This is a genomic window from Mucilaginibacter koreensis (assembly GCF_054783355.1).
Map to the genome: position 1 here is coordinate 581,605 of NZ_BAAGQS010000001.1, position 25,558 is coordinate 607,162.

Annotated in this window: 13 protein-coding genes; all 13 read left to right on the plus strand. The window is 42.7% G+C overall.

Annotated features, from left to right (window positions below):
* Positions 1–4: 4 nt before the first annotated feature.
* The 13 genes from ACYVNW_RS02610 (at position 5) to ACYVNW_RS02670 (ending at position 25,398) form a co-directional block, all read left to right on the plus strand.
* Positions 5–1,117 carry a carbohydrate-binding family 9-like protein gene (locus tag ACYVNW_RS02610; RefSeq protein ID WP_460678285.1) on the plus strand — a complete coding sequence of 371 codons (1,113 nt, stop codon included), beginning with the start codon at positions 5–7 and terminating at the stop codon, positions 1,115–1,117.
* On the plus strand, positions 1,114–2,205 hold the full coding sequence (locus tag ACYVNW_RS02615) for a family 10 glycosylhydrolase (RefSeq protein WP_460678286.1): 1,092 nt from the start codon (positions 1,114–1,116) through the stop codon (positions 2,203–2,205). The genes ACYVNW_RS02610 and ACYVNW_RS02615 overlap by 4 nt, the downstream gene beginning before the upstream one ends.
* 181 nt (positions 2,206–2,386) lie before the next feature.
* Positions 2,387–4,669: a GH92 family glycosyl hydrolase gene (locus tag ACYVNW_RS02620; protein ID WP_460678287.1), complete on the plus strand. Its 2,283-nt coding sequence runs from the start codon at positions 2,387–2,389 to the stop codon at positions 4,667–4,669.
* Between the two features lie 860 nt (positions 4,670–5,529).
* A complete protein-coding gene (locus tag ACYVNW_RS02625; protein ID WP_460678288.1) occupies positions 5,530–8,655 on the plus strand; it encodes a SusC/RagA family TonB-linked outer membrane protein in 3,126 nt (1,041 codons plus the stop codon).
* A 26-nt stretch (positions 8,656–8,681) separates the two neighbouring features.
* On the plus strand, positions 8,682–10,292 hold the full coding sequence (locus ACYVNW_RS02630) for a RagB/SusD family nutrient uptake outer membrane protein (protein ID WP_460678289.1): 1,611 nt from the start codon (positions 8,682–8,684) through the stop codon (positions 10,290–10,292).
* Positions 10,293–10,456: 164 nt separating this feature from the next.
* The gene (locus ACYVNW_RS02635; RefSeq protein WP_460678290.1) at positions 10,457–12,823 is read left to right on the plus strand and encodes an alpha-L-rhamnosidase-related protein; all 2,367 of its coding nucleotides are present in this window, start codon (positions 10,457–10,459) and stop codon (positions 12,821–12,823) included.
* 191 nt (positions 12,824–13,014) lie between these two features.
* On the plus strand, positions 13,015–15,714 hold the full coding sequence (locus ACYVNW_RS02640) for a glycoside hydrolase family 2 protein (RefSeq protein ID WP_460678291.1): 2,700 nt from the start codon (positions 13,015–13,017) through the stop codon (positions 15,712–15,714).
* A gap of 151 nt (positions 15,715–15,865) precedes the next feature.
* The gene (locus ACYVNW_RS02645) at positions 15,866–16,636 is read left to right on the plus strand and encodes an SGNH/GDSL hydrolase family protein (RefSeq protein ID WP_460678292.1); all 771 of its coding nucleotides are present in this window, start codon (positions 15,866–15,868) and stop codon (positions 16,634–16,636) included.
* A gap of 24 nt (positions 16,637–16,660) precedes the next feature.
* Positions 16,661–18,067: an SGNH/GDSL hydrolase family protein gene (locus tag ACYVNW_RS02650; protein WP_460678293.1), complete on the plus strand. Its 1,407-nt coding sequence runs from the start codon at positions 16,661–16,663 to the stop codon at positions 18,065–18,067.
* 61 nt (positions 18,068–18,128) lie between these two features.
* Positions 18,129–20,660, plus strand: coding sequence for a glycoside hydrolase family 38 C-terminal domain-containing protein (locus ACYVNW_RS02655; RefSeq protein ID WP_460678294.1), 2,532 nt, complete (start codon positions 18,129–18,131; stop codon positions 20,658–20,660).
* 138 nt (positions 20,661–20,798) lie between these two features.
* Entirely contained in the window at positions 20,799–23,117 is a 2,319-nt protein-coding gene (locus ACYVNW_RS02660) for a GH92 family glycosyl hydrolase (protein ID WP_460678295.1), read from the plus strand.
* 25 nt (positions 23,118–23,142) lie between these two features.
* A complete protein-coding gene (locus tag ACYVNW_RS02665; protein ID WP_460678296.1) occupies positions 23,143–24,534 on the plus strand; it encodes an SGNH/GDSL hydrolase family protein in 1,392 nt (463 codons plus the stop codon).
* Positions 24,535–24,558: 24 nt separating this feature from the next.
* A complete protein-coding gene (locus ACYVNW_RS02670; RefSeq protein WP_460678297.1) occupies positions 24,559–25,398 on the plus strand; it encodes an alpha/beta hydrolase in 840 nt (279 codons plus the stop codon).
* Positions 25,399–25,558 lie beyond the last annotated feature (160 nt).

Below are 25,558 nucleotides of genomic sequence, written 5' to 3' on the forward strand. Positions count from 1 at the left end.
ATAAATGAAAAGGACATTATATAAAACATATTTAACTGGCTTAATAGTGTTGTATGCCTTGGGTATAAGCACCGCTGTTGCGCAGCAAATTCCCGGTCAGTTACAGTCATTGTTCACTATGCCTGAGCATTATATTGTGCAGCATACCAATGAGATGTTAACTATGGATGGGCGCCTTAACGAAAATGCATGGGCCAAAGCTGTATGGACGAATGATTTTGTAGATATAGAAGGTGCTTTAAAGCCAAAGCCCCGCTTTCGTACCCAGGTAAAAATGCTGTGGAATGATTCCTTGCTGTTTGTGGCAGCGCAAATGCAGGAGCCGCAGGTATGGGCCAAACAACAGCACCATGATGATATTATTTACCTGGATAACGATTTTGAAATATTTATTGATCCGGATAATGATACACATCAATATTTTGAAATTGAGGTTAACGCACTGAATAAAATATTCGATTTGTTTTTAACCAAACCCTACCGTAACGGTGGTGATGCCTTAATTGGCTGGAACGTAAACGGATTAAAATCAGGTGTTAAAGTACAAGGTACGCTGAATAAATTAAAAGACACCGACAAAGGCTGGACGGTAGAAATGGCCATACCTTTAAAAGAACTGCGTATGGGCTTTGCCTATAAGGCACCGGCCGAGGGCACCATCTGGCGTATCAATTTCTCACGTGTAGAATGGAAAACCAAGCTTATTAATGGCAAGGTTGAAAAAATAAAAGATGATAAAGGACGCAATTTTCCCGAAGATAACTGGGTATGGTCTGTACAGGGGTTGGTGAACATGCATTATCCCGAGCGCTGGGGGTACCTGCAATTTACACGTAAAAACGATGCCGTGTTTGAATTGCCTTATGCCGAAAAGCAAAAGCGTTACTTATGGCTGGCCTATTATCTGCAAAAAGAATATCAGAAAAAAAGTGGCCATTACGCCGGCAACCTGCATGATTTAGACTTACCGGCCATTATAACGGTTAATGGCGCAACAAATACTTTACAAATGGAAGCTACCAACCGGCAGTTTAATATTAATATTTTTGACGAAGCTGGTAGCGCAGTAAGTATTAACGAAGACGGACTGATAAAAACCATAGAACATAAGCCATGATCAACAGACGAAACTTTGTAGCTACCGGGCTGCTGGGCGCCACAGCTGCAGTGTTGCCAAACATAGCCCGTGCAGAAATGGCGGCGAAAAGAATAAAGTATAAGCACTGGGTGTGGAACAATCCGGATGCAAAAGACACAGAAGCACAACTGGCCGAGCGTTACAAAAAGTATTATGATGCAGGCGTGCGCGGAATGTTTTTTGAGAACGATAGCGAAAAGCACTTCAGGGCAGCTAAAGCGCAGGGTTTGGAAACCCACCGCTGGATGTGGACGATGAATAGGGGAGAACAAAGTTTACTCAGTTCGCACCCCGAATGGTATGCCATTAACCGCAAAGGCGAGTCTTGCGCTGATAAGCCGCCTTATGTTAATTATTACCGCTGGCTATGCCCTTCAAAGCCCGAGGTACAGAGCTATTTGCAAGATCAGGTAAACACTATATTGGATAAGGATTATGTAGATGGTATTCACCTGGATTATGTTCGTTTCTGCGATGTGATTTTGCCGGTTAATTTATGGAGTAAATACAATATCGAGCAAACTCGTGAACTACCTGAATACGATTATTGCTACTGCGATGTATGCCGAAGTGGTTTTAAAGCCTGGAAAGGGACTGAGCTAAATGATATTCAATATCCGGAGGCCAGTTTATCGTGGCGGCTATACCGCTACCATGCCATTACCAATGTGGTAAATAAGTTATCGCAAGTAGCCGCTAATCATAAAAAGGCCATCACAGCGGCCGTATTTCCTACTCCGGAAGTGGCCCGCCGCAATGTACGGCAAGACTGGACCAACTGGAACCTGACCGGTATCTGCCCAATGATATATCATGGCTTTTATAGAGAAAATATAGGCTGGATAGGTGATGCCGTGGCAGAAGGCGTGCATTTTCTGAGCGGCCGCTTTCCTTTGTATGCCGGCCTTTATCTGCCCGATTTTAAAGACGCAGCAGAACTGCAGCAAGGTGTAGAAATTGCATTACAAAATGGAGCAGCGGGTGTATCGTTATTCGGCAGCCCATCAGACGAAATATTAAACAGCTTACATATGGGCACGGAAAACAGCTTAAGGCATCAGAAATAATGATAATAGCTTTTTTATCGTTCTATTAATGAGTTATAAAAGTTGCAACCATTCTGAAAATATGCTTTGCTTATACTAATGAGCATATAAGGATAGATAGTAGTTGCGAATAAAAGGGTATATGAAAAGTTTATTATCCACACTAATAATTAACTAAATAAGCACTGTACTAAATAATTATATGAGAGGTTTCTTTAACAAAAAAAGTAAAAAAATCCTGTTGACTGCGGCGGCTGCGCTGTTTGGCGGTTCACTGGCCTATGGACAGCAACATTCGGGGGCAAAGCTTACCCGCTATATTGATCCCTTTATTGGTACCGGTTTTCATGGGCATGTATTTTTAGGGGCCAATGTGCCCTTCGGCGCGGTACAACTGGGCCCAACAAATATATCAGAAGGCTGGGACTGGTGCTCTGGGTATCATATTTCTGATTCTACCATTATTGGCTTTCAGCACACTCACCTGAGTGGTACCGGTATAGGCGACCTAGGCGATATTTCATTTATGCCCACCACCGGCCCGGTTAAAGTAATGAAGGGTAGTGTAAAAAATATGCAAAGTGGTTATGTATCACTTTTTAGCCATAAAGAAGAAACTGCCCGCCCCGGCTACTATGCCGTAAAGCTTAAACGCTACAATATTGGCGTGCGTTTAACCACTACCAAGCGCGTAGGTTTACATGAATACACTTTCCCGCAGTCGGACCAGGCGCACGTTGTTATTGATTTGCAGGAAGGCTTAGGCTGGGACCGGCCTACCAAAACGTTTGTACAGCAGGTGAACGATAGCACCATAGCAGGCTACCGTTATTCCACCGGCTGGGCTGTTGACCAACGCATTTATTTTACGGCCATATTTTCAAAACGCATAAAAAGCTTTGCGGTGTATGACAGCACAGCAGTAAAGTCAGGAAATAGTTTAGAGGACGTAAAAGTTAAAGGCGTGGTGAATTTTGACACGCGTGCAGGTGAAAAGGTACTGGTAAAAGTAGGCATATCACCGGTAAGTAGTGCCAATGCTTATGCTAATATTAAAGCCGAACTGCCGGGCTGGAATTTTGAACAAGTAGCGCAGGCGGCTGATGCAGCCTGGGAGCATGAATTGGAAAAGGTACAGCTTAAAACAGCAGATGAAACCAAGAAGCGTATCTTCTACACTGCTTTCTATCATACCATGATTGCGCCATCTGCATTTAATGATGCCAACGGCGATTACTGGGGAACCGATAAAAAAGTGCATTCAAAGGAAGGGTTCAACAACCTCACCACATTCTCACTGTGGGATACCTACCGGGCAGCACATCCGCTGTATACGCTTCTGCAACCAGAGCGCATGAGCGATATTATTAACACCATGCTGGCCATATACAAGCAGCAAGGCAGCCTGCCCATGTGGCATTTAATGGCTAATGATAATTACTGTATGGTGGGTTATAGCGGCGTACCTGTAGTGGCCGATGCCATTTTAAAAGGTTACAAAGGCTTTGATGTGAATCTGGCTTATGAGGCTATGAAAAAAACCGCCATGCGTGATACGCTGGGCATCAAATATGTAAAGCAGTTGGGCTTTATCCCGGCTGATAGTACCGCTAACTCGGTTTCAATGGGAATGGAATATGCCATTGATGACTGGTGCCTGGGACAGGTAGCCTTAAAGTTAGGCAAGCAGGAAGATTATGCCTACTTTAACAAACGAGGCTTGTATTACAAAAACTATTACGACCCTAAAGTTGGGTTTATGCGTGGGCGTTTGTCGCAAAACCAATGGCGTGCTCCCTACAACCCCTTCACCTCTATACACGAGCGGGGAGATTTTACTGAGGGCAACGGCTGGCAGTATACCTGGCTGGCACCGCAGGATGTAGAAGGCCTGATTACTTTGCTGGGTGGTGAGCAGAAGTTTACCAAAAAGCTGGATTCGCTGTTTGTGGTTCAGGGTGATATGGGTAAAGATAAATCGCCGGATATTTCGGGCCTTATCGGGCAGTATGCGCATGGCAATGAGCCCGGTCATCACACTACTTACTTATACGTATATGCCGGTCACCCGGAGAAAACGGCCGAGAAGGTAAGGTTTATCATGAAAAACTTTTATACCGATAAATATGACGGTATAATTGGTAATGAAGATGTAGGGCAGATGTCGGCTTGGTATGTATTATCATCGCTTGGTTTTTACCAGGTAAATCCTGCAAATGGAAATCTGGTATTTGGCAGCCCGCTGTTTGATGAAGCTACGCTGAAACTTGCTGATCATAAAACCATGCGTTTAATTGCCAGAAACAATAGCGACAAAAATATTTACATTCAGCGCATTACGCTTAATGGCAAACCTTATACCAAATCTTATATCCCTTTTGCCGAATTCAAAAAAGGAGGCGAGTTGGTTTTCGAAATGGGTAGCCAGCCGAGCGCTACTTATGGAAAAGCGTTAAAAGACCGCCCCCGTTCAAGAATGTTATAAAATTTTTGGATACAAACCAACAGCAGGCCGGTATAGTGTGAATACATCAATACCGGCCTGTTTTAATTTAATATATAGTGACGAATGATGGCTTGATCAGCAGCGGTTTCGCTTTAGTTAATCTTTTAACGGCTGAAGTTCTTCTTTTTATGATGTTTGTGAACGATGCAGCAGTGCGAAGTTGAATATCTTTGCTTCTTACTATCGGGAACAAGATCAAATTCATAAATAAACTTGACAAATGAATCAGGCACTATCGGCATTGTTATACTCACTAATAGGATTGATTTTTCCCCGTGAATAGGTTAGTGTTACGAATACACTGATATTTTTTTGTATGTTTAGAAATCTTCAATTAAAAAACAGTTTTAATACATTTTTTTAAATGAAAATTTGAAAATAATATTTTTTGTTTAAATAATTCGGAGTTTAATAGTTGTGAAATTAATGAATCCCTTAAATTTCATTTGTACAATCTTATTTAAATTTTTAAAAAGTAATAAAAAAACGTTTTTATTTTAACAAACATATTTAAACTAAGATAAATACTTACTACTTTGCATACTGTATAAACCAATGAAAACAATTGCTTTGTTGGCGCAGGAAAACGCTTCAATCAACCAACAGAACAGCGGGTTAAAGGTGTTAGTTCATCAATTTTCAAACAACAAAATATCCATAATATTAACTCAATTATTAAAATCGAATAGCTTATGGGATAAAACTATACGTTTAAACACATAAACTGAAAATTGCCCGATTGGTAGTTTCTGTTGAAAATGATTATTGTTTATCTGATTATGCAATCTCTATAAATACTGAGACTTTGCTATTTAACCATTCACATTCAACCAATAACTATGAAATTTTTTGAACACCCTCAGGGTGTAAAGGATAGGTACTGGCTGCAAAAAGCATTACTTGCTGCAAAAGTAACCTGTGCTCTTACTGCCATGTTTAGTCTGCAGGCTGTAGCCGGAACTAATCCGTACACGAATGCTACAGTTGCATCGCCAATTATTCCGTTGAGCAAAAATGCCAATTTTGCCTCCGTTAACGGTAAAGTGCTCGACGAAAAAGGCCAGCCTTTGCCTGGTGTAACCATTAAAGTACAGGGTACGCAAGTTGCCACCTCTACTAATGTAGATGGCTTTTTTACTATAAATGCTGATGCCAATGCCACTTTGGTAGTATCATTCATTGGCTATGAAACACAAACCATAGCGTTAAATGGCCGTAGTTCAGTAACTATCAACTTGGTGCCTTCAAGCAAAAACCTCAACGAGGTTGTGGTAACAGCATTAGGTATTCGCCGCGAATCACGCTCATTAACCTATGGTGTACAAACCATTGGCGGTAACGAAGTAAGCCGTGTACCTGATGCCAGTTTGGTAAACAGTTTGTCAGGCAAAGTAGCCGGCGCCCAAATTACCCGCAGCTCTTCGGGCGTGGGCGGTTCAACAAAAGTGGTTTTGCGTGGTAACAAATCAGTTAATGGTGATAATAATGCCTTGTATGTAATTGATGGTATACCTATGCCGCGTAATAACAGTGCACAAATAGGCGGTGTTTTCGGTGGGCAGGATAGGGGTGATGCCATTCAAAACCTGAATCCAGATGATATCGAAAGCATCACTGTACTTCCAGGCTCATCTTCAGCGGCCTTATACGGTAGCCAAGGTGCTAATGGTGTAATTTTAATTACGACCAAAAAAGGAACAGCCGGAAAAACCACTATCAGTGTAAATTCAAACACTACATTTGATTCACCGTTCATTATGCCTAAGTTGCAAACAACTTATGGGCAGACGGATCCAAATGCTAGCGATAGCTGGGGACCCAAAATTACCACCCCAAGTTACGATCCGCGTTCATTCTTCAATACTGGAAAAACTTTTATTAATGGCATATCGTTACAAACTGGTACTGCTACCAATCAAAGTTACTTTTCATTTGAAAGCACTAATTCAAGTGGAATCATACCTGGTAATAAGTTAGATAAGTATAACTTCAGTGCGCGTAACACTAGTCAGTTCTTTAAAGATAAATTAACTTTAGATGTATCGGCAAATTACATTGCGCAAAATGTTTACAACCGCCCGTACCAAGGGTTTTATTATAACACTTTAGTATCAACATATCTGTTCCCACGTGGGGTCGATTTTACGCCTTACAAGAACAATTATGAAGTGTACGACCCAATACGGCAGGTGAACACACAAAACTGGCCATTTGGCATTCAAGATGTAGCAAGTCAGAACCCATATTGGATTGCTAATCGTAATATCAATCAGGATCGTTTAAACCGGTTTCTGGGTACTGTAAGTTTGAAATATAACGTTACTGATTGGTTAAACTTGCAAACCCGTTTAAAGGTTGACAATAGCAGTGATATTTACGAAGCAGAACGCTATGCAGGAACAACAACAGTATTGGTAGGAAGTAAGGGCAGTTATCAATATAGCCCAAGTCGGAATAATCAAATTTATGCTGATTTCATAGCAAACGTCAACCGGAAGCTTTCGAATAAATTCACATTTACAGCTAATGTGGGTACAAGCATTCAGGATAATTTAGTAACCGGTTCCAATATTGATGCTAACTTATTAAACTATGCCAACGTATTTTCCATATCGAATATAAACTATGGAATAGCTCAGCCCACTCAATATTCAAACCGCCGCCAAATTCAATCTATTTTTGGTACTGCATCTTTAGGGTATAACGAAATGCTGTTTCTAGATGTAACTGGTCGGAATGATTGGGATTCAAGTTTGGCATTTACTCCAAAAAATAATTTTTTCTACCCGTCTGTAGGCTTAAACGCAGTATTGAGTAAAATTTTTAGCTTACCGGAAACAATTTCATTTGCAAAATTAAGAGCCAACTTTTCCAATGTAGGTAATGGAACCAGTATATTCTACGCAACCAATCCATCTTTTCCGGTTATAAACGGAACAGTGACCGCTAACACTACAGCTCCATTTTTAGATTTGCAGCCAGAAAAAACACGCTCCTACGAAATAGGTTTAGATGCAAGATTTTTCAATGATAATTTGACACTTAATTTAAACTTGTACCAGTCAAATAGCCGCAACCAAATATATGAAGTACAAGCTCCAAGGGGATCTAACTATAAAACACGTTTTATTAACGGTGGTAATATAAGAAATAAGGGTATTGATGGTACTATAAGCTACAATGCGAAATTTGATAGTTTCACCTGGAGACCGAGCTTTAATTTCTCTATTAATAGGAACCGGGTATTGGAAGTGTTTAATTATACTGATCCAACAACAGGCGTCACTACCAATCCTGATTATGTAAATCTTTCAACAGATGTATTTAATCTTCGTGTACAAAAAGGCGGCTCTTTCGGTGACATTTATGCACAACCTTTGCAAAAGGATGCAAATGGTGCTTACATTGTAGATCCTGTAACAGGCATACCAGTTAGAGGCAATGATCCTGTAAAAGTGGGTAATTACAATGCCCGCTTTAATGCTGGTATTCAAAATGAGTTCAATTATAAAAACTTTAGAATGAGCTTTTTAGTTGATGGTCGTTTTGGAGGTCAGGTAGTTTCTTTAACCCAAGCTGTACTTGATGAGAATGGTGTATCACAGGCATCTGCCGATGCCCGCGACAATGGTGGGGTAACAGTTAATGGCAGGAAAGTTGACACTAAAGCGTATTATGCTGTTGTAGGCGGCCGCGGGGGCGTTGCATCGGAGTATGTGTACAGTGCTACTAATATCCGCCTGCGTGAATTATTATTCGGATACACTTTGCCAACATCTTTCTTTAATAACAAAGTTAAAAACGTCGGTTTATCGGTTATTGCACGTAACTTGTGGATGATCAAAAACAATGCGCCATTTGATCCGGATGTTACCCTTTCAACAGCAAATAATTTACAGGGCTTAGATGTATTTAACTTGCCAAGCTTAAGAAGTATCGGGTTTAAAATTAGTGCCCAGTTTTAATTTTTAACATTAATTCAATAAAGTTTATGAAGAAGATATTACAGCACAATAAAGTATCTAAAGCAATATTTGCTTTGGGCTTAGGTGCTATACTCTCCCAATCAGCTTGTACCAAAAAGTTTGAAGAGTATAATACCAATCGCTATAATGCCAACAATGATTTGCTCAAAATTGATGGTGAGGGTTTAGGCGCGTTTTTGCTTCCTATGCAAACCTCAATATTCAGTACTACTAATTACCTGTATCAATTACAGCAAAATCTAAATGCTGATATTTATTCAGGGTACATGATGTCTAACACTCCTTTTGCGGGCGGTGTTAATAACACTAATTATGGGCTGATACCTGGTTGGAACACTGCTCCTTTTAATGTTGGATACGAAAGTATAATGAGCAATTGGAGTCAGATAAAACAAAATGCAGCAACGTCAAGACCTGATTTCTATGCTATAGGCAACATATTGAAAGTTGAGGGTATGCACCGGGTAACCGATGTTTACGGACCTATTGTATATTCAAAGTTTGGCACAAGTGCTTTCTCGGTGCCCTATGATAGTCAGGAAGCAGTTTACAACCAATTTTTTACAGAATTAGATTTTGCAATAAAAACGCTGACTGATTTTGTGAATGCTAATCCGACGGCTATGCCTTTAGCTCCATACGATTTGATTTACAAAGGCGATTACAAGGAATGGATAAAATTTGCCAACTCTTTGAAACTGCGCCTTGCCATTCGTATTTCTATGGTAAACCCTGCGTTAGCAAAGGCAAAAGCTGAAGAGGCAGCCGCAAATCCCTATGGCTTTTTAACTACAAAAGCTGACAATGCTTTTGTAAATGCGACTAATGGTGTTACCTTTAAAAACTCACTATGGTCAATTACTTATGAATATGGTGATATTCAAATGGGAGCTCCTATGGAAGCTTATCTTAAAGGATATAATGATCCACGATTAGCAGCTTATTTTGTACCTAACAGTGATGGGCAATACCGTGGTATACGTAACGGTATAGCCATTAGCTCAAAATCCCAATATGCAAAGGCCAGTTTACTGAATTTTCCTAATGGTGCAACTACACCAATTCAGTTAATGACTGCCGCTGAAGTTGCATTTTTGCGTGCCGAAGGCGCATTACGCGGTTGGAACGTGGGTGGTACAGCTGCAAATTTTTATAATCAAGGTATAAGTTTGTCATTCGAAACCAATGGAGTACCTATCGGAAATTACTTGAATGATAATACCAGTACAGAAGCGCCTTACGTTGATTTAGCAAACAGCGCAAACAATGTACCTGCAGGTTCACCTTACCTAAGTAAAATTACTGTAAAATGGGATGAGGCAGCTACCTATCAACAAAAGTTGGAGCGCATTATCACCCAAAAATGGTTAGGCTTATGGCCTGATGGTGAAGAGGCATGGGCAGAGTTCAGAAGAACAAATTACCCAGTACTGATGCCAGTTGTGGTGAATAATAGCCAAGGAACTATTAATACAAATACTTTTATTCGCCGTATACCTTTTTCACAAGACGAATACAGCAACAACCAAGCCGAGGTAACCAAAGCAGTCTCCCTGCTAAATGGCCCCGACAATGGCGGTACCCGTTTGTGGTGGGACGTTGTTAACAAAAACTAATTCAATACAAGAGTTTTTCTAAAGGCAAAGCGTTTAACGCTTTGCCTTTTTTGTTTTTGAAGTTTCAAACTCAATCATTACTAGTAGACAAAATTTATCAAAACAACTTTTGCTAAATCGATTTATTGACTATATTGCGTAACCAATTATAATAAGCTTGCGCAATGAGATTACTTCTGGCATTATCAATAATTTTTAGCTCGATTCTGTATAGTCAGAATTCTGAAGCTGCGGTGCTTCAGCAATCTGTATCAACAACCTGGCATGCCAACTGGATCGCTGCCGCGGGGGATGGCGGTGATCATTATGGGGTTTATTATTTCAGAAAACAAGTGAAATTGCCTACCAAGCCAGCTTCATTTAAAATTTATGTTTCTGCCGACAACCGGTATAAATTATATGTAAACGGTAAACTGGTATCATTAGGTCCAGCACGGGGCGATAACTTTTACTGGAATTACGAAACAGTGGATATTGCACCATATCTGGCTGCAGGCAAAAATACCGTTGCAGCGATGGTTTTCAACGAGGCGCAATACCGACCAGAGGCCCAAATTACTGTTCGAACCGCTTTTATCGTTCAGGGCGCATCGCCAGCCGAAGAGGTATTGAATACTAATGACACCTGGCGCTGTATTGCCGATAAAGCTTTTCAGCCCATACCAGGTTTCTTTTTTGCTGCTATAAAAGGCCAGCTGGTAGATATGAACCAAACCATAAGCGACTGGAACATGCCCGGCTTCGATGATGCCGCCTGGCCCATGGCAGCCAATTTATTTCAGGGGCAGCCCAAGGGTAATTCCGATGGGTTTGGCTGGATGCTGGTACCGTCGCCGCTGCCGCAAATGGAACTTACTTACCAGCGCATCCCCACACTCCGCGAGGAAAAAGGTATTGATGTACCCCAAAGTTTCCCTGGTAAAAAAACTGCTGTTACCATTGCGCCACATACTACAGCTACTTTATTATTAGACCAAAATTATGAAACGAATGCCTACATCACACTCAATTTTAGCGGAGGAGCACATTCGGGAATTTCAATGCGCTATGCCGAATCGCTTTTTGATAACCTGGCAAAAAATGGCAGGCGTAAAGGAAATCGTAACGAGATAAAGGGTAAAGACTTTGTGGGTGTGCAGGATAGTATATTATCTAACGGCAAAGCAGGGCAAACGTTTACTACCCTTTATTGGCGAAGTTTCCGGTACCTGCTCTTAACTATACAAACCAAAGATGATCCTTTAGTGATTGATGATTTGTACGGCACTTTTACAGGCTATCCGTTCAAACAACGAGCCGTTCTCAATACCAATAATGCGGAGATGAAAACCATGCTGGATATTGGCTGGCGTACGGCAAGGCTGTGTGCCATGGAAACTTATTTTGATTGTCCTTTTTATGAACAGCTGCAGTACATAGGAGATACGCGCATACAGGCTATGGTTTCTTATTACAATGCTGGTGATGATAGCCTGGCACGGCATGCCATCAGCCTTATTGATCAATCCAGGTCGTCAGAGGGGGTAACACAAAGTCGTTGGCCTACGCATGATACGCAAATTATCCCCGGCTTCTCATTGTGGTATATCGGTATGCTGCATGACTACTGGATGTACCGTAACGATCCCATATTTGTTAAACGTAAATTGGCCGGTACGCGGGCCATCTTGAATTTCTTCAGCAACTATCAACAACCTGATGGCTCTCTAAAATATGTGCCTTATTGGACATTTGTTGACTGGGCAGGCGATAACGGCTGGAACTTCGGCGGTCCACCCAAAGGGAAAGACGGTAGCTCGGCAGTGTTCGATTTGCAATTATTATGGGCATACCAGTGGGCCGCGGCTATGGAAACCAGTTTAGGTATGCCGGCTTATGCCAAATTGTACCAGGAGCAAGCGCTGAAATTAAAGCAAACTATACAACGTAAATACTGGAGTGAGGCGAAACAGCTTTATGCTGAAACTGCAGAAAAAAATACCTTTTCGCAGCATACCAATGCTTTAGCTATATTAACAGGTGTAGCCAACGAAGGCCAGTACCGACAGTTAGGACAAAAGATACTGGCAGATCATAGCCTTACACAATGTTCTATCTATTTTAAATACTATATGCACATGGCTTTGGTAAAAGCCGGTATGGGTGATGATTACCTGTCGTGGCTGGATGTTTGGCGCGAAAATATTAAACTGGGCTTAACCACCTGGGCCGAAGAGCCTGATGTGCAAACCAGCCGTTCAGATTGCCATGCCTGGGGAGCAAGCCCCAACATCGAATTTTATCGAACCCTGTTAGGTATTGACAGCTATGCACCCGGTTTTACTCAAATTAAAGTGCAGCCGCATTTAGGCACCCTTACCCACTTAAGCGGCTCCATACCTCACCCTAACGGGAAAGTAGAGGCCGCCTATGCACTGAAGAATGGTAAATGGGATATCCGCATTGTTCTGCCACCAAAAACATCAGGAGTATTTGTTTGGAAGAACAAGAACTATACATTAAAAGCGGGAGCCAATACTTTTAAAATTTAACAGTCAATTAGTGTGTTAAAAGTGCATGCAAAGTTTGTGAAAAAAGTAGCAAGTTTTAGCTGTTCCTGTTCTATAGCAAATAAGATTCTGTTTCCAAAATTTATATAGGAGTTAAATCAGGAAAAAATATTTGCATATAGTAAAACGATTTAGCATAATTGTACTTCTAAAACATTCCTTATAAACCGGTTATGTCTTACACCTGGAAGGCCTTGTGCTTTTTACTTATTATTTCATGCCATTGGCCGCAACCTATCAATGCGCAAAGCAAGCGTATTAGTTTAAGTTGGAAGGTTATGCCTCAGGCTGAAGTTCAGGGTGATATAGCACTGCTATCTACCCCTGGCCTTAATACAGCTAAGTGGACGCCTGCCATTGTTCCTGGTACCGTATTCTATGCTTATGTAGCTGCCGGCAAAGAAAAGAACCCTGATTATGCTGAGAATATATATATGGTTGATAAAGCCAAATACAACCGTCCGTTTTGGTACCGCACCGTATTTAACACTCCACCATTAGCCAAAGGAAAAAGATTGTGGTTAAAGTTCAACGGCATTAATAAAAGGGGAGAAGTTTATTTTAACGGGCACCATTTAGGCACGCTTCGTGGCTTTATGCAGCGCGGCATTTATGATGTGACTAATTACCTGCACATCGGTAAACCTAATGTTATTATGGTATTAACCATACCGCCGCGCGATGACCCGGAGCATAACCATGGTTTAGCCAACTGGGAAAGCCCAACCTATTTATCCAGCGGTAGTTGGGATTGGATGCCGGCAGTGCCCGGGCTCAACTCCGGTATTACCGATACGGTAGCCCTAAGCACAACCGGCCCGGTGAGCATTGAAGATCCTTACGTACATACTGATTTGCCAAATCATCAACTGGCGAAACTTACCATAAACGTTAAGCTGCATAACGCCAGCGCTTCAGCAATTACCGGTATCATCAGAGCGGTAATTCAGCCGGGCAATATTAAGGTAGCAAGTAACAGCATTACCATACAGGGTGGTAGCACTCAGCTTGTAAAATTAACGCCTGAAGTTTACCCGCAGTTAATGATCAAGAACCCGAAGTTATGGTGGCCTAACGGTTATGGAGGCAAAGCCGATGGCACGCAGCATTTGTACACCAGCACTATAGCATTTGATGTGAATAGCTCAGGTATATCAGATAAGGTAAAGCAAAGTTTTGGTATTCGTAAAGTTACTGCCGATACCACATCACTTAACGGACCAATGCGGCTATATGTTAACGATGTGCAAGTAATGGTAAAAGGTGGTAACTGGGGAATGTCTGACTATATGCTGAAGGTAAGGGGGGAGGATTACGATACCCGTATCCGATTACATAAAGAAATGAATTTCAACATGATCAGGAACTGGACAGGGGAGGTGACTGATGACGCTTTTTACCGGTATTGCGATAAATACGGAATAATGGTGTGGGATGATTTCTGGCTGAACAATTTTGGCGCAATTGATAGCCTGGATATGTTTAAAGCAAACGCCATTGAAAAAGTTAAGCGTTTCCGAAATCATCCATCCATCGTTATTTGGTGCGGCGCCAATGAAGGGGTACCCGGTGGAGATCCGAATGGTCCTATCAGCAAAGCTATCAAACTGGCCATTGCCGAGAATGATGAAGACACTCGCTTGTATCTGCCGCGCTCGAACGCCGGGGTCACTAATCCAAATTTTTCTATCCATGGCGGCAGCCGTAATTTGTCGGGCAGCGGTATATGGGGCAATGTTGACCCTAAAACATACTTTACCGATCCGCATAATGGCTATTTGTTTTCCAACAACAGTTATGGCATGCGCAGTGAACTGGGCGCAGCAGCTTTTGTAAACATTGAAAGCTTCAAAAAATTTATGCCGAAAGACTATTGGGTACCACCCACGCCCGAAGCGGTAAACAGTAAAACCAATATGTGGGCCCGCCACTATTTTAGCACAGACGGAGCATTAGGCGGTGGTGCACAGCCGGTTAAATACATTAATGACATTGCCGGCAGTTACGGCAAATCTGCTTCCATTGAAGATTTTTGTCGCAAGGCACAGTTAATGAACGTGGAAACCACCAAGGCCATGTTCGAAGCCTGGAATGACCACATGTGGAAAGATGCCTCAGGCCTGTTAATTTGGATGAGTCAATCGGCCTACCCTAGTATGATTTGGCAAACCTATGATTACTATTATGATTTAACCGGCGCCTATTTTGGTGCAAAGTCGGCCTGCGAACGTGTACATATACAATGGAACCCTGCCACCAACTCGGTTAAGGTGATCAACAACCAGTCTACTGCCCTTAACGGCGCGGTTGCTGTAGCGCAGGTATACAACAGCGACGGTAAACCGGTTCCGGCTTTTACTATCAGGAAAACAGTTAATGCAGCTGCCAACAACATTAAAGAAGCGTTTGCGGTATTTGAAAAACAGGATAGTAGGCCTAAATTATCAGATGTCCACTTTTTGAAGTTAATGCTATACAGCAAAGTCGGAAAGCTGCTTTCGGAAAACTTTTATTGGGTGGGTAATACCTATTTGAATTATACTGCACTTAATCAAATGCCTTCAGTGGGTTCGGCACTAAAAGTAGGCCGGCCTGTACAAAGTAAGGCCAGCAACGGGGTAAATCAAATCATTACTTATACCGTCACCAACACCTCAACCCAGGCAGCGGCATTCGGCGTTAGGGCGCAACTACTGGACGACAAAGGCGAGCAGATACTGCCGGCAATATTTAATGACGGTTACTTCTCCCTAATGCAAGGAGAGCATAGAACATTGCAAGTGGAAGTAAATCCTATGCTTTTAAAGAAACCCTATCATTTAAAGCTCACACCTTATAACAGTGAAGCAGCTACAACATTATCGGCAAATTAAACCTACCAATTATTAATCAAGAGATAAATGAAGGCTAATTACCTTATAAACCATAAATGACAAGTTCAACTCATATTACATACAATTACCTATCAAACCAATAATACCAGCAGTCAAATACACCATGAAATATCTCTGCTCATATATAGTTATGCTGCTTATATCTTTCTTGCTGGCTACACAAAGTGTTTTTGCACAGCAAAGAACTACTACAGCTGATGATTCAATTAAAATTGCCGAAAAGCAAAAAGCGGAAGCCTGGGCTAATTTTCAGAAAGCGGTAGAAGAGCGTTACCATAAAGACTGGGCATGGATAAGCCGCTATCAGACGGACAACGATCGCTTACCAGCCCCAACTGTCGGCGAGAAACGGGTGGTATTTATTGGAAATTCTATCACCGAGGGTTGGATGAACATTGACCCTGAATATTTTAAGTCACATGGTTACATTAACCGCGGTATTGGCGGCCAAACTACACCGCAAATGCTGGTACGCTTTCGCGAAGATGTAATCAACCTGAAACCGTCAGCAGTAGTAATTTTAGCCGGTATTAATGACATCGCAGAAAATACTGGCCCCTCAAGGCTTACCGATGTATTCGGCAATATTGTATCGATGGCCGAACTGGCTAAGGCCAATCATATACGGGTAATACTCTCGTCGGTTTTGCCTGCTTACAGCTTTCCGTGGCGGCCTGATATTAACCCCAGGGCGAAGGTGGCTGAATTAAACGCTATGCTGGCCGGGTATGCCAAACAAAACGGATTCAGCTACATCAATTATTATTCGGCTATGGTAAATGATGTTCAGGGAATGCGGGATGGTTTATCAACAGATGGTGTGCATCCTAACCTTGCAGGCTATAAAATTATGGAACCATTAGCCGAGCAGGCCATACAGCAAACGCTGCACAAACACTAATCCATCACGCTTTAATTATTATCCATGAAGCGGTTTCTATCTAAACTTTTTGCTTTCGGCACCATTGCCAGTGCCGTGTTGTCTGTTAATGCGCACGCTCAAACCGTGCCGCGTTTCAAAGCCGGCGATAGGGTGGTGTTTACCGGTAATAGCATTACCGATGGCGGTCACTATCACTCGTATATCTGGTTATATTACCTCACTCGCTTTCCGGGCATGCGCATACAAATCTACAATTCAGGTATTGGAGGGGATGTAGCCCGGCAGATAGATGAGCGCCTGGAAGACGATGTATTTGCGAAACATCCTAATGTAATTGCGCTCACCTTCGGCATGAACGATACCGGTTACCAATATTTAACCGGCCCGCAGGCTGATGCTGTATACAACGAAAAGATAGAAACCGCTTATTACAGCTTTCAGAACATCGAACGTAAACTTTTGGCTTATCAAAATGCCAACATCATCATGATTGGTTCATCACCCTATGATGAAACCTCCAAAATTAAAACCCGCGCCTTAACCGGAAAAAACGAGGCCATGCTTAAAATAGCTGCATTTCAGCAGCAGGCGGCTAAAGCACACCACTGGAGCTTTGTAGATTTTAATCAGCCTATGCTTACTGTAAATAAAGCCCAACAGCAAACCGATTCGCTTTTTACCCTGCAAGGCACCGACCGTATTCATCCAACCAATGACGGGCACATGGTGATGGCTTATGCCTTCTTAAAGGCACAAGGATTTAGCGGCAAAAAAGTAGCAGCCCTAAACATCAACGCAGGCACTAAAGCTGTACAAACAGAGAACTGTACAGTCAGTAATTTGAAGGTTGGTTCATCAGATCTTAGTTTCGATTATCTGGCTAAGGCCTTACCTTATCCAACAGATACGGTGCGGCAAGGTAACGGCAGGCAGGCCCGCTCACAGGCGGACGCCATGAAATTAATTCCATTTGTAAAAGAATTTAATCAGGAAGATTTAAAGTTGTCGGGCCTGAAAGCGTCACAAAACTATGAACTCAGAATAGATGGTATCAGCATAGGTAAATGGAACGGTAACCAATTTCAGCAGGGGATAAATCTTGCTTTATACGCTTCCACACCACAATACCAGCAGGCCTTGGCAGTAATGCACCTCAATGAAGAACGCTGGCAGCTGGAGCGGCGTTTGCGTGAGTATTACTGGTTGCACTACTCTATATTGAAACCAAAGGGCTTGTTGTATAATGATCAGGAGCCGACAGCAGATTCATTGGAAAAATATGCCAAGAAAGACTTCTTTGTAGCGGTCACCCTGCCCACTTACCGTAAAGCCCGGTTTAAAAGTGTGCGCGATGCCTGGCAAAAGGAGATAGCACTGCTTACCAACGAGCTATACCGCATCAATCAACCTCAACCTCATCATTTTACTGTAGAAGCAGTAAAACCATAAACCTTATCACATGCAAAAGGCACAGTTCCGATTTCGTTTTTTCACCCGGTGCTTTATAGGTATGCTTTGCATCTGCTTCATAAGTACAGGTGTATGTAAAGCACAAAATACCTATTATATAGATGGCTACCACGGTGGGGTATGGGGGCATTACCCCGATTGGAATACCCGTTTTATGGTTGATATGCTGAAAAAGCATCCGTACTGGAAAATTAACCTTGAGATAGAACCCGAAACATGGGCGCGTGCTGCCAAAGTAGACCCTGCGGCTTACCAGGAATTCAAAAGCATGATTTCAGGCCCCGAATACAAAGGCCGTATAGAGTATGTTAACCCATCGTATGCACAGAGTTATATGTACACTGTTGATGGTGAAAGTATCATCAGGCAGTTGAGCTATGGTATGCAAATGCTGCGTCAGCATTTTCCGGGTATTGCATTTACCACCTATTCGTCAGAAGAGCCTTGTTTTACCAGTGCATTGCCGCAATTGCTGCAATCATTTGGTATTAGGTATGCTTCTTTAAAAAACCCAAACACCTGTTTTGGGGGGTATACTGCAGCGCACGGCGGCGAGCTGGTGAACTGGCAGGGGCCTGATGGCAGCCAGATACTCACCGTACCCCGTTATGCAACTGAAAATCTACTACGCGAATCAACCTGGCAAACTAATGCCTGGAATAACTCACCGGATTATATTAAAGCTGCATTTGCTTATGGGATACATTCCCCGGTGGGTATGACCTTGCAGGATGCCGGCTGGAAAAACGGCCCTTTTTTAGGCGGTGGCGACCAACCGCAAACCCAGAACCAATATGTAACCTGGCGCGATTATTTCAACCTGATTAAACACGACCCAAAACCTGTGTGGAAAGTAAGTCAGGAAGACATTGCGGTAAGCCTGGTATGGGGCTCGCAAGTTACGCAGCGCATTGCCCAGCAGGTGCGTACATCAGAAAACAAGTTATTGGGTGCAGAAAAGCTATTGACATTAATAAACTTAGGTAAGCAACAAACCTGGCCGCAGGCCGCTTTAGATAGTGCATGGCGCACACTAATGCTTTCGCAGCATCATGATTGCTGGATTGTGCCTTACAATGGCAGCCGCGGCAATACCTGGGCTGATAAGGTGGTTGGCTGGACGAATCATACCAACCATATTGCCGATAGCTTGGTTACTGCTTTTGTACATCCTCAATCTGAAAATCAAGCTCAATACTTGCTAGTAACCGTATACAACACCCAGTTACAAACCAGACAAGCCCTTGTAACGGTGGCACTGCCAGATAATTTTTTGAATAATGCGCTGAGGGTAGTTGATGACAAAGGAAAAAATATCCAGGCGCAGCTGGTAAAAGATTCATCAGGCCGCAAGGCTGTTGCTTTTAACGCCGTGATGCCCGGATTTGGCTCTCGTCAGTTTCGTTTGGTGTCCGCCACTGGAAAAATAGCAGGGCGTGGCGCATGTGTCCAAAAATTAAGTAATGGAAACTACCAGGTACAAACTGATTTGTATAGCGTGGTAATTGATCCTAAAAAGGGGGGAAGCATCAGTAGCCTTTATGCTAAAAAGCTGCATAAAGAGTTTGTAGATCAAAATAACCAGTTAAAGTTTAATGCTTTCAGAGGCAACTTCTATCAGGATGGTGGATTCAAAAACTCTGCCGACCAGCCGGCCGATGTCCAAATTATAGAAAATGGACCAGTACGGGTAAAATTACAGGTAAGCGGACAAATTAATGGTACAAACTGGACGGAGTTAATTACCCTCACCAACCAGCAGCCAGTAATTGATATGGACTTGACGCTGGACTGGAAAAAGAACACCGGCATTGGGGAAAATACACCTAAAGGAACCTACGACTGGAAGAGCTATCACAAACCATTTTATGATGACCGCAATAAATTGCTGGCCTTGTTTCCTTTAAACCTGAAAGGCCAGCATGTGGCTAAAAATTCGCCGTTTGATGTAACCGAAAGCCGTTTGAAAAATACTTTTTTCAGCACTTGGGATAGTATTAAAAATAACGTGTTACTCAACTGGGTTGATGTAACCGACCATAACCAGCAATACGGCATGGCGTTATTTACTGACCATACTACCAGTTACGCTCATGGCGAAGATTTTCCGTTGGGACTAAACTTGCAATACTCAGGCATGGGCTTATGGGGGCGCAATTACACCCTGGATGGACCTACCCATATCCGCTATGCGCTAATGCCACACGCCGGTAACTGGACGCAGGCTAAAATATGGTCAGGTTCAGCACAATGGAACGAACCCTTAGTGGCCAGCTTAAGTAAGTTAGATAAAGTAATGCCGCAAATTTCAATCATCGCCAACCCATCAGGTGGTTTAAGCTTAACTGCTGCAAAAGCAACCGGTGGCAATTTTACCATCCGTGTGTTCAATGCAGAAGGTCAAACCGGAGCTCAATTCCTGAAAGCTAATTTCAAATTTGATAAAGCAATAGTGGAAACGCTTGAAGGTAAAGAGCGGGAAGTGTTGTATAAAAAAGATAATGCCGTGCAGTTAAGCATACCAAAATTTGGTTTGCGTACTATAAAGTTTACCAACGTTAAGTTCAAATAACAGGCCATACTTTATGCCCTTAAATATTTTTAATGCGTGTTTGCTAAAACGATTTTATTAATTAATTTGCAACAGCCAATTCGCAGTAGTATATCACACTGCATTATCGTTACATCAATTAAAAAGCTTAATACTAAAATGCGCTACCGGTGGGGTTTGCTATATCCGTTTGTGTTGCTGTTGTTTACTGTAAGCAGTAAAGCGCAATCATTATCTGCATATGTAAACCCGCTTATTGGGGCCAGTAGCAGTGCATCGGCAGCAGGTATTTATCATGGTTTGGGTAAAACCTTTCCGGGGGCTACTACGCCTTACGGTATGGTACAGGTAAGCCCCAATACCATTACCGGTGGCGATAACGGTTCTGGCTACAGTTATGAGCATACCAGCATAGAAGGTTTTGCTTTTACCCAAATGAGCGGCATTGGCTGGTTTGGCGATATGGGGAACTTTTTAGTAATGCCTACCACAGGCAAACTAAAAACAGCAGCCGGTAAACTGGACCGCAGTACGCCCGGCTACCGATCAGCTTATTTAAAAAGCAGCGAGAAGACCTCAGCCGGGTATTACAGTGCACAGTTAACTGACTATAACATCAAAGCGGAGATGACAGCTGCCCCCCACAGCGGTATGCTGCGTTTTACTTTTCCTGAAAACGCTGAATCAAGAATACAAATTGACCTGGCCCATAGAGTAGGAGGTACGTCAACACTGCAATATGTAAAAGTGGTAGATGGTCATACCATTGAAGGCTGGATGAAATGCACGCCCAAAGGTGGCGGCTGGGGCAATGGTGACGGTCATGCCGATTATACCGTTTACTTCTACGCACAATTCAGCAAGCCTTTAAAAAATTATGGCGTTTGGAGCGCCGATATACCCGATAGCTGGAGCCGCAAGCGTGAAGATGTGGAAAGCGACCGCTACCAAGCTAAGGTGGCTAATGCTGAAATATTTAAGAATACTAAATTAAAGCAAGGCAAGCATTTGGGCTTTTATACCTCATTTGCTACCCGCGCCGGTGAGCAGGTACTGATGAAAGCGGGTATATCATACGTTGATATGGCTGGCGCGCGTAAAAACCTGCAAGCCGAAATTAAAGACTGGAACTTCGATGCCGCCCGCCAGCGCGCGGTTCATTTGTGGGATGCAGCTTTAAATAAAGTAAAAGTGCTGGGCGGAACGCCCGAGCAAAATGCTGTTTTTTATACCGCCATGTACCACACCATGATTGATCCCCGTATTGTAAACGATGTAGATGGGCGTTATACGGCAGGCGATGGCAGCATCAAAACCAATTCTCGGTTTAAAAAGCGTACCATATTCAGCGGGTGGGATGTATTCAGAAGTCAGATGCCACTGCAAACCATCGTCAATCCTTCTTTAGTGAATGATATGATCAATTCGCTGGTTACTTTGGCCGATGAAAAGCACAAAAATTATCTTGAACGATGGGAACTGCTGAATGCTTATAGTGGCTGCATGTTTGGTAACCCGGCGGTATCTGTAATTACTGATGCCTACGCCAAAGGTATTCGCAATTATGATGTAAATAATGCTTACCAGCTCTCTAAAGGTTCGGTAGAACGTTTTGGTAATGGCGAACGCGGCTATACCCCTCAGCCTATAAGTATTGCATACACACTGGAGTATGGTTATACCGAGTGGTGCGTATCGCAACTGGCCAAATCGCTCAACCATCCTGAAGATGTGCAAACCTATGCCAAACGTAGTTTAAGCTACAAAAACATATTCGATCATGATAAAGGCTGGTTTCGCCCGCGCGATAGCAGCGGCAAGTGGGTAGCCTGGCCAGACTCAGGCCGGCTTACACAATGGTACGGAACTTTTGAAACTAATCCTTACCAGCAAGGCTGGTTTGTACCCCACGATATTAAAGGTATGGTAGAGTTAATGGGCGGTGAAGCTAAAGTATTAGCCGATTTGGATCACCTCTTTGCCAAAACGCCCGAAAACATGATGTGGAATGATTATTATAACCACGCTAACGAACCGGTACATCATGTGCCATTTTTGTATAACCGCCTGAACCGACCCTGGCTCACCCAAAAATGGACGCGTGAAATATGCCGCCGGGCTTATCATAACTCGGTAGAAGGTTTGGTGGGTAACGAGGATGTGGGCCAAATGTCGGCTTGGTACATTTTGGCAGCCAGTGGCTTGCACCCGGTTTGTCCCGGTGATACCCGGCAGGAAATCACCAGTCCGGTTTTTAATCAAATCACTTACCAGCTTGATCCGGCTTATGCCAAGGGCAGCACATTTACCATCATTGCCCATAAAAACAGCGCCGAAAATATTTACATCCAAAGTGCCCGTCTTAATGGCAAGCCTTACAGCAAATGTTATTTAGATTTTAAAGACATTGCCAATGGCGGCAAACTCGAATTGGTAATGGGCAATCAGCCTAATAAGAATTGGGGTACTAATAATTGATTTAAAACTATCATCCGAATAATTTATGCATTTCAAAAAACTTGTTCTACTGGCTACAGCTTTAGGCAGCGCATATTTAAGCAAAGCACAAACTATAGCACCGTTTAAAAGTGGCGACCGCATTGCTTTTGTAGGCAACAGCATTACCGACGGTGGGCATTACCACTCGTATATCTGGTTGTATTACATGACCCATTTTCCTAACATGCGAATTACCTGCTATAACACCGGTGTTGGCGGCGATGTAGCCGAGCAAATTTATAACCGGTTTGACGCCGATGTGCTGGCTAAAAACCCCAACGTTATCACCTTAACCTGGGGAATGAACGATACCGGTTACTTTGAATGGTATAAGCCCGATGCACAGGAAATTGCAGCAAAAAAATTAAGCACTTCTTATAATTTTTACAGCAAGATAGAGGAGAAGCTAAAAGCTCGTACTGACATTCGTAAAATATTTATTTTGGGTTCGCCTTATGATGAAAGCAGTAAGTTCACCAAAAATAATATTTATCCCGGTAAAGCCGAGGCATTATCAAAAGTAGTAGATTTTCAGGAAGCTGCGGCCAAAAGAAATGGCTGGGGTGTGGTAGATTTTTATCACCCTATGCGTGCAATGAACAAGCAGGGGCAAGCCAAAGATTCGGTATTCAGCTTAACACCTAATGACCGCATACACCCGGATAACAACGGGCACATGGTAATGGCTTATCTGTTTTTAAAAGATCAGGGCTTGGCTAATCATCAGGTAGCCGATATTGAAGTGAATGCCGCCAGTAAAAAGATAAACAAAGCCACAAATTGCACCATAACCAATGTGGCCGGAAATGCGGATGCAGTAAGTTTTAACTACCTGGCGCAATCATTACCTTATCCGTTAGATACTGTTGCCAGAGGTTGGGGAAACCACATTAGTCAGGCGGAAGCATTAAAGCTGATACCCTGGACTAAAGAATTCAATCAGGAAATTTTAAAAGTAAAAGGTTTATCAGTTGATAACTACACAGTTAGCATCGATGGTGAAGCCATTGGACATTGGACAGGTAAACAGTTAGGCGATGGCATCAACATGGCCGAGATTGTGACTACGCCCCAATATCAGCAGGCGGTACAAATCAGGGAGTTAAATGAGGAACGTTGGGAAATTGAGCGCCGTTTCCGGATGTATACCTGGATGGAGTATGACTTTTTACGGGGTAAAAACCTGTTGTTCGCCGATAATAATGCCGCAATGGACAGCATCCGTAAAGCGGCACCAAAAGATCCGTTTGTAAACGGTAATATGGACAATTTTACCCGTGCCCGTTTTAAACCGGTACGCGATGCCTGGCAAAAAGAAATGGATGTACTTGTTGCGCAAATGTACACCATTAACAAGCCGCAAAACCGCCGTATTGTAATTACCCGCCAAAAGTAAATTCCTTATTTCACCAGTACTCTCATGTTCAAAATCTCTACCTTATCAAAGCTGATGTTCATTGGGCTGCTGGCCTTTGGTTTAAAGGCCAGCGCGGCTAAAGTTGATACAGTGCTTACCCATAGTAACAGCATGCATAAGGATATAAAAGCTGTAGTTATACGCCCCGACGATTATAAAAAGCAAGTACAATACCCTGTATTATACTTGTTGCATGGTTTCAGCGGTAACTACGCAGACTGGATAAGCAAAGCCCCCAGCGTGGCTCAACTGGCCGACCGGTACCACATGATTATTGTGTGCCCCGACGGAAACTTTGCGAGCTGGTACTTTGACAGCCCCATAAACAATGATTGGAAATACGAAACTTATATCTATAAGGAGTTAGTATCATATATTGACCAGCATTATACTACCATTGCCAACCGGACCGGCCGTGCCATCACCGGCCTGAGTATGGGCGGGCATGGCGCTTTTTATCTGGCTATCCGCCACCAGAATGTGTATGGAGCCGCAGGCAGCATGAGCGGCTGTGTAGATTTAGCGCCTTTTTCTAAAAATTTTGGAATTAGCCAGGTGCTGGGCGATTATGAAAGCAACCCGCAGCGCTGGAAGGAGAGTAGTGTAACCAATATGCTTGATAGTATAAAACCTGATGGCCTGAAACTGATATTTGATTGCGGTTATAGTGATGGTTTTTATGCTTCTAACTTGGCTATGCATCAAAAAATGGTCGAGAAAAAGATACCGCATGATTTTACCGTACGCAATGGAGGGCACTCCTGGGATTACTGGGCTAATTCTATTGTGTACCAGGCCCTATTTTTTAGCCGGTACTTTAACCAGCAACCTTTAACAAACTGATAGTTCGCAGCTAAATTGAATATTAATATTCTAAAATAACAATGCGTTTTTTGTAGATTATAAAAAAGTGATAAAGCAATAAAAAATATTTGCTAAATCGTTTTTATAACTTAAATTAGCACTTAATTACTTAGCTGCTATCAAAGTGGCGCAACCAATT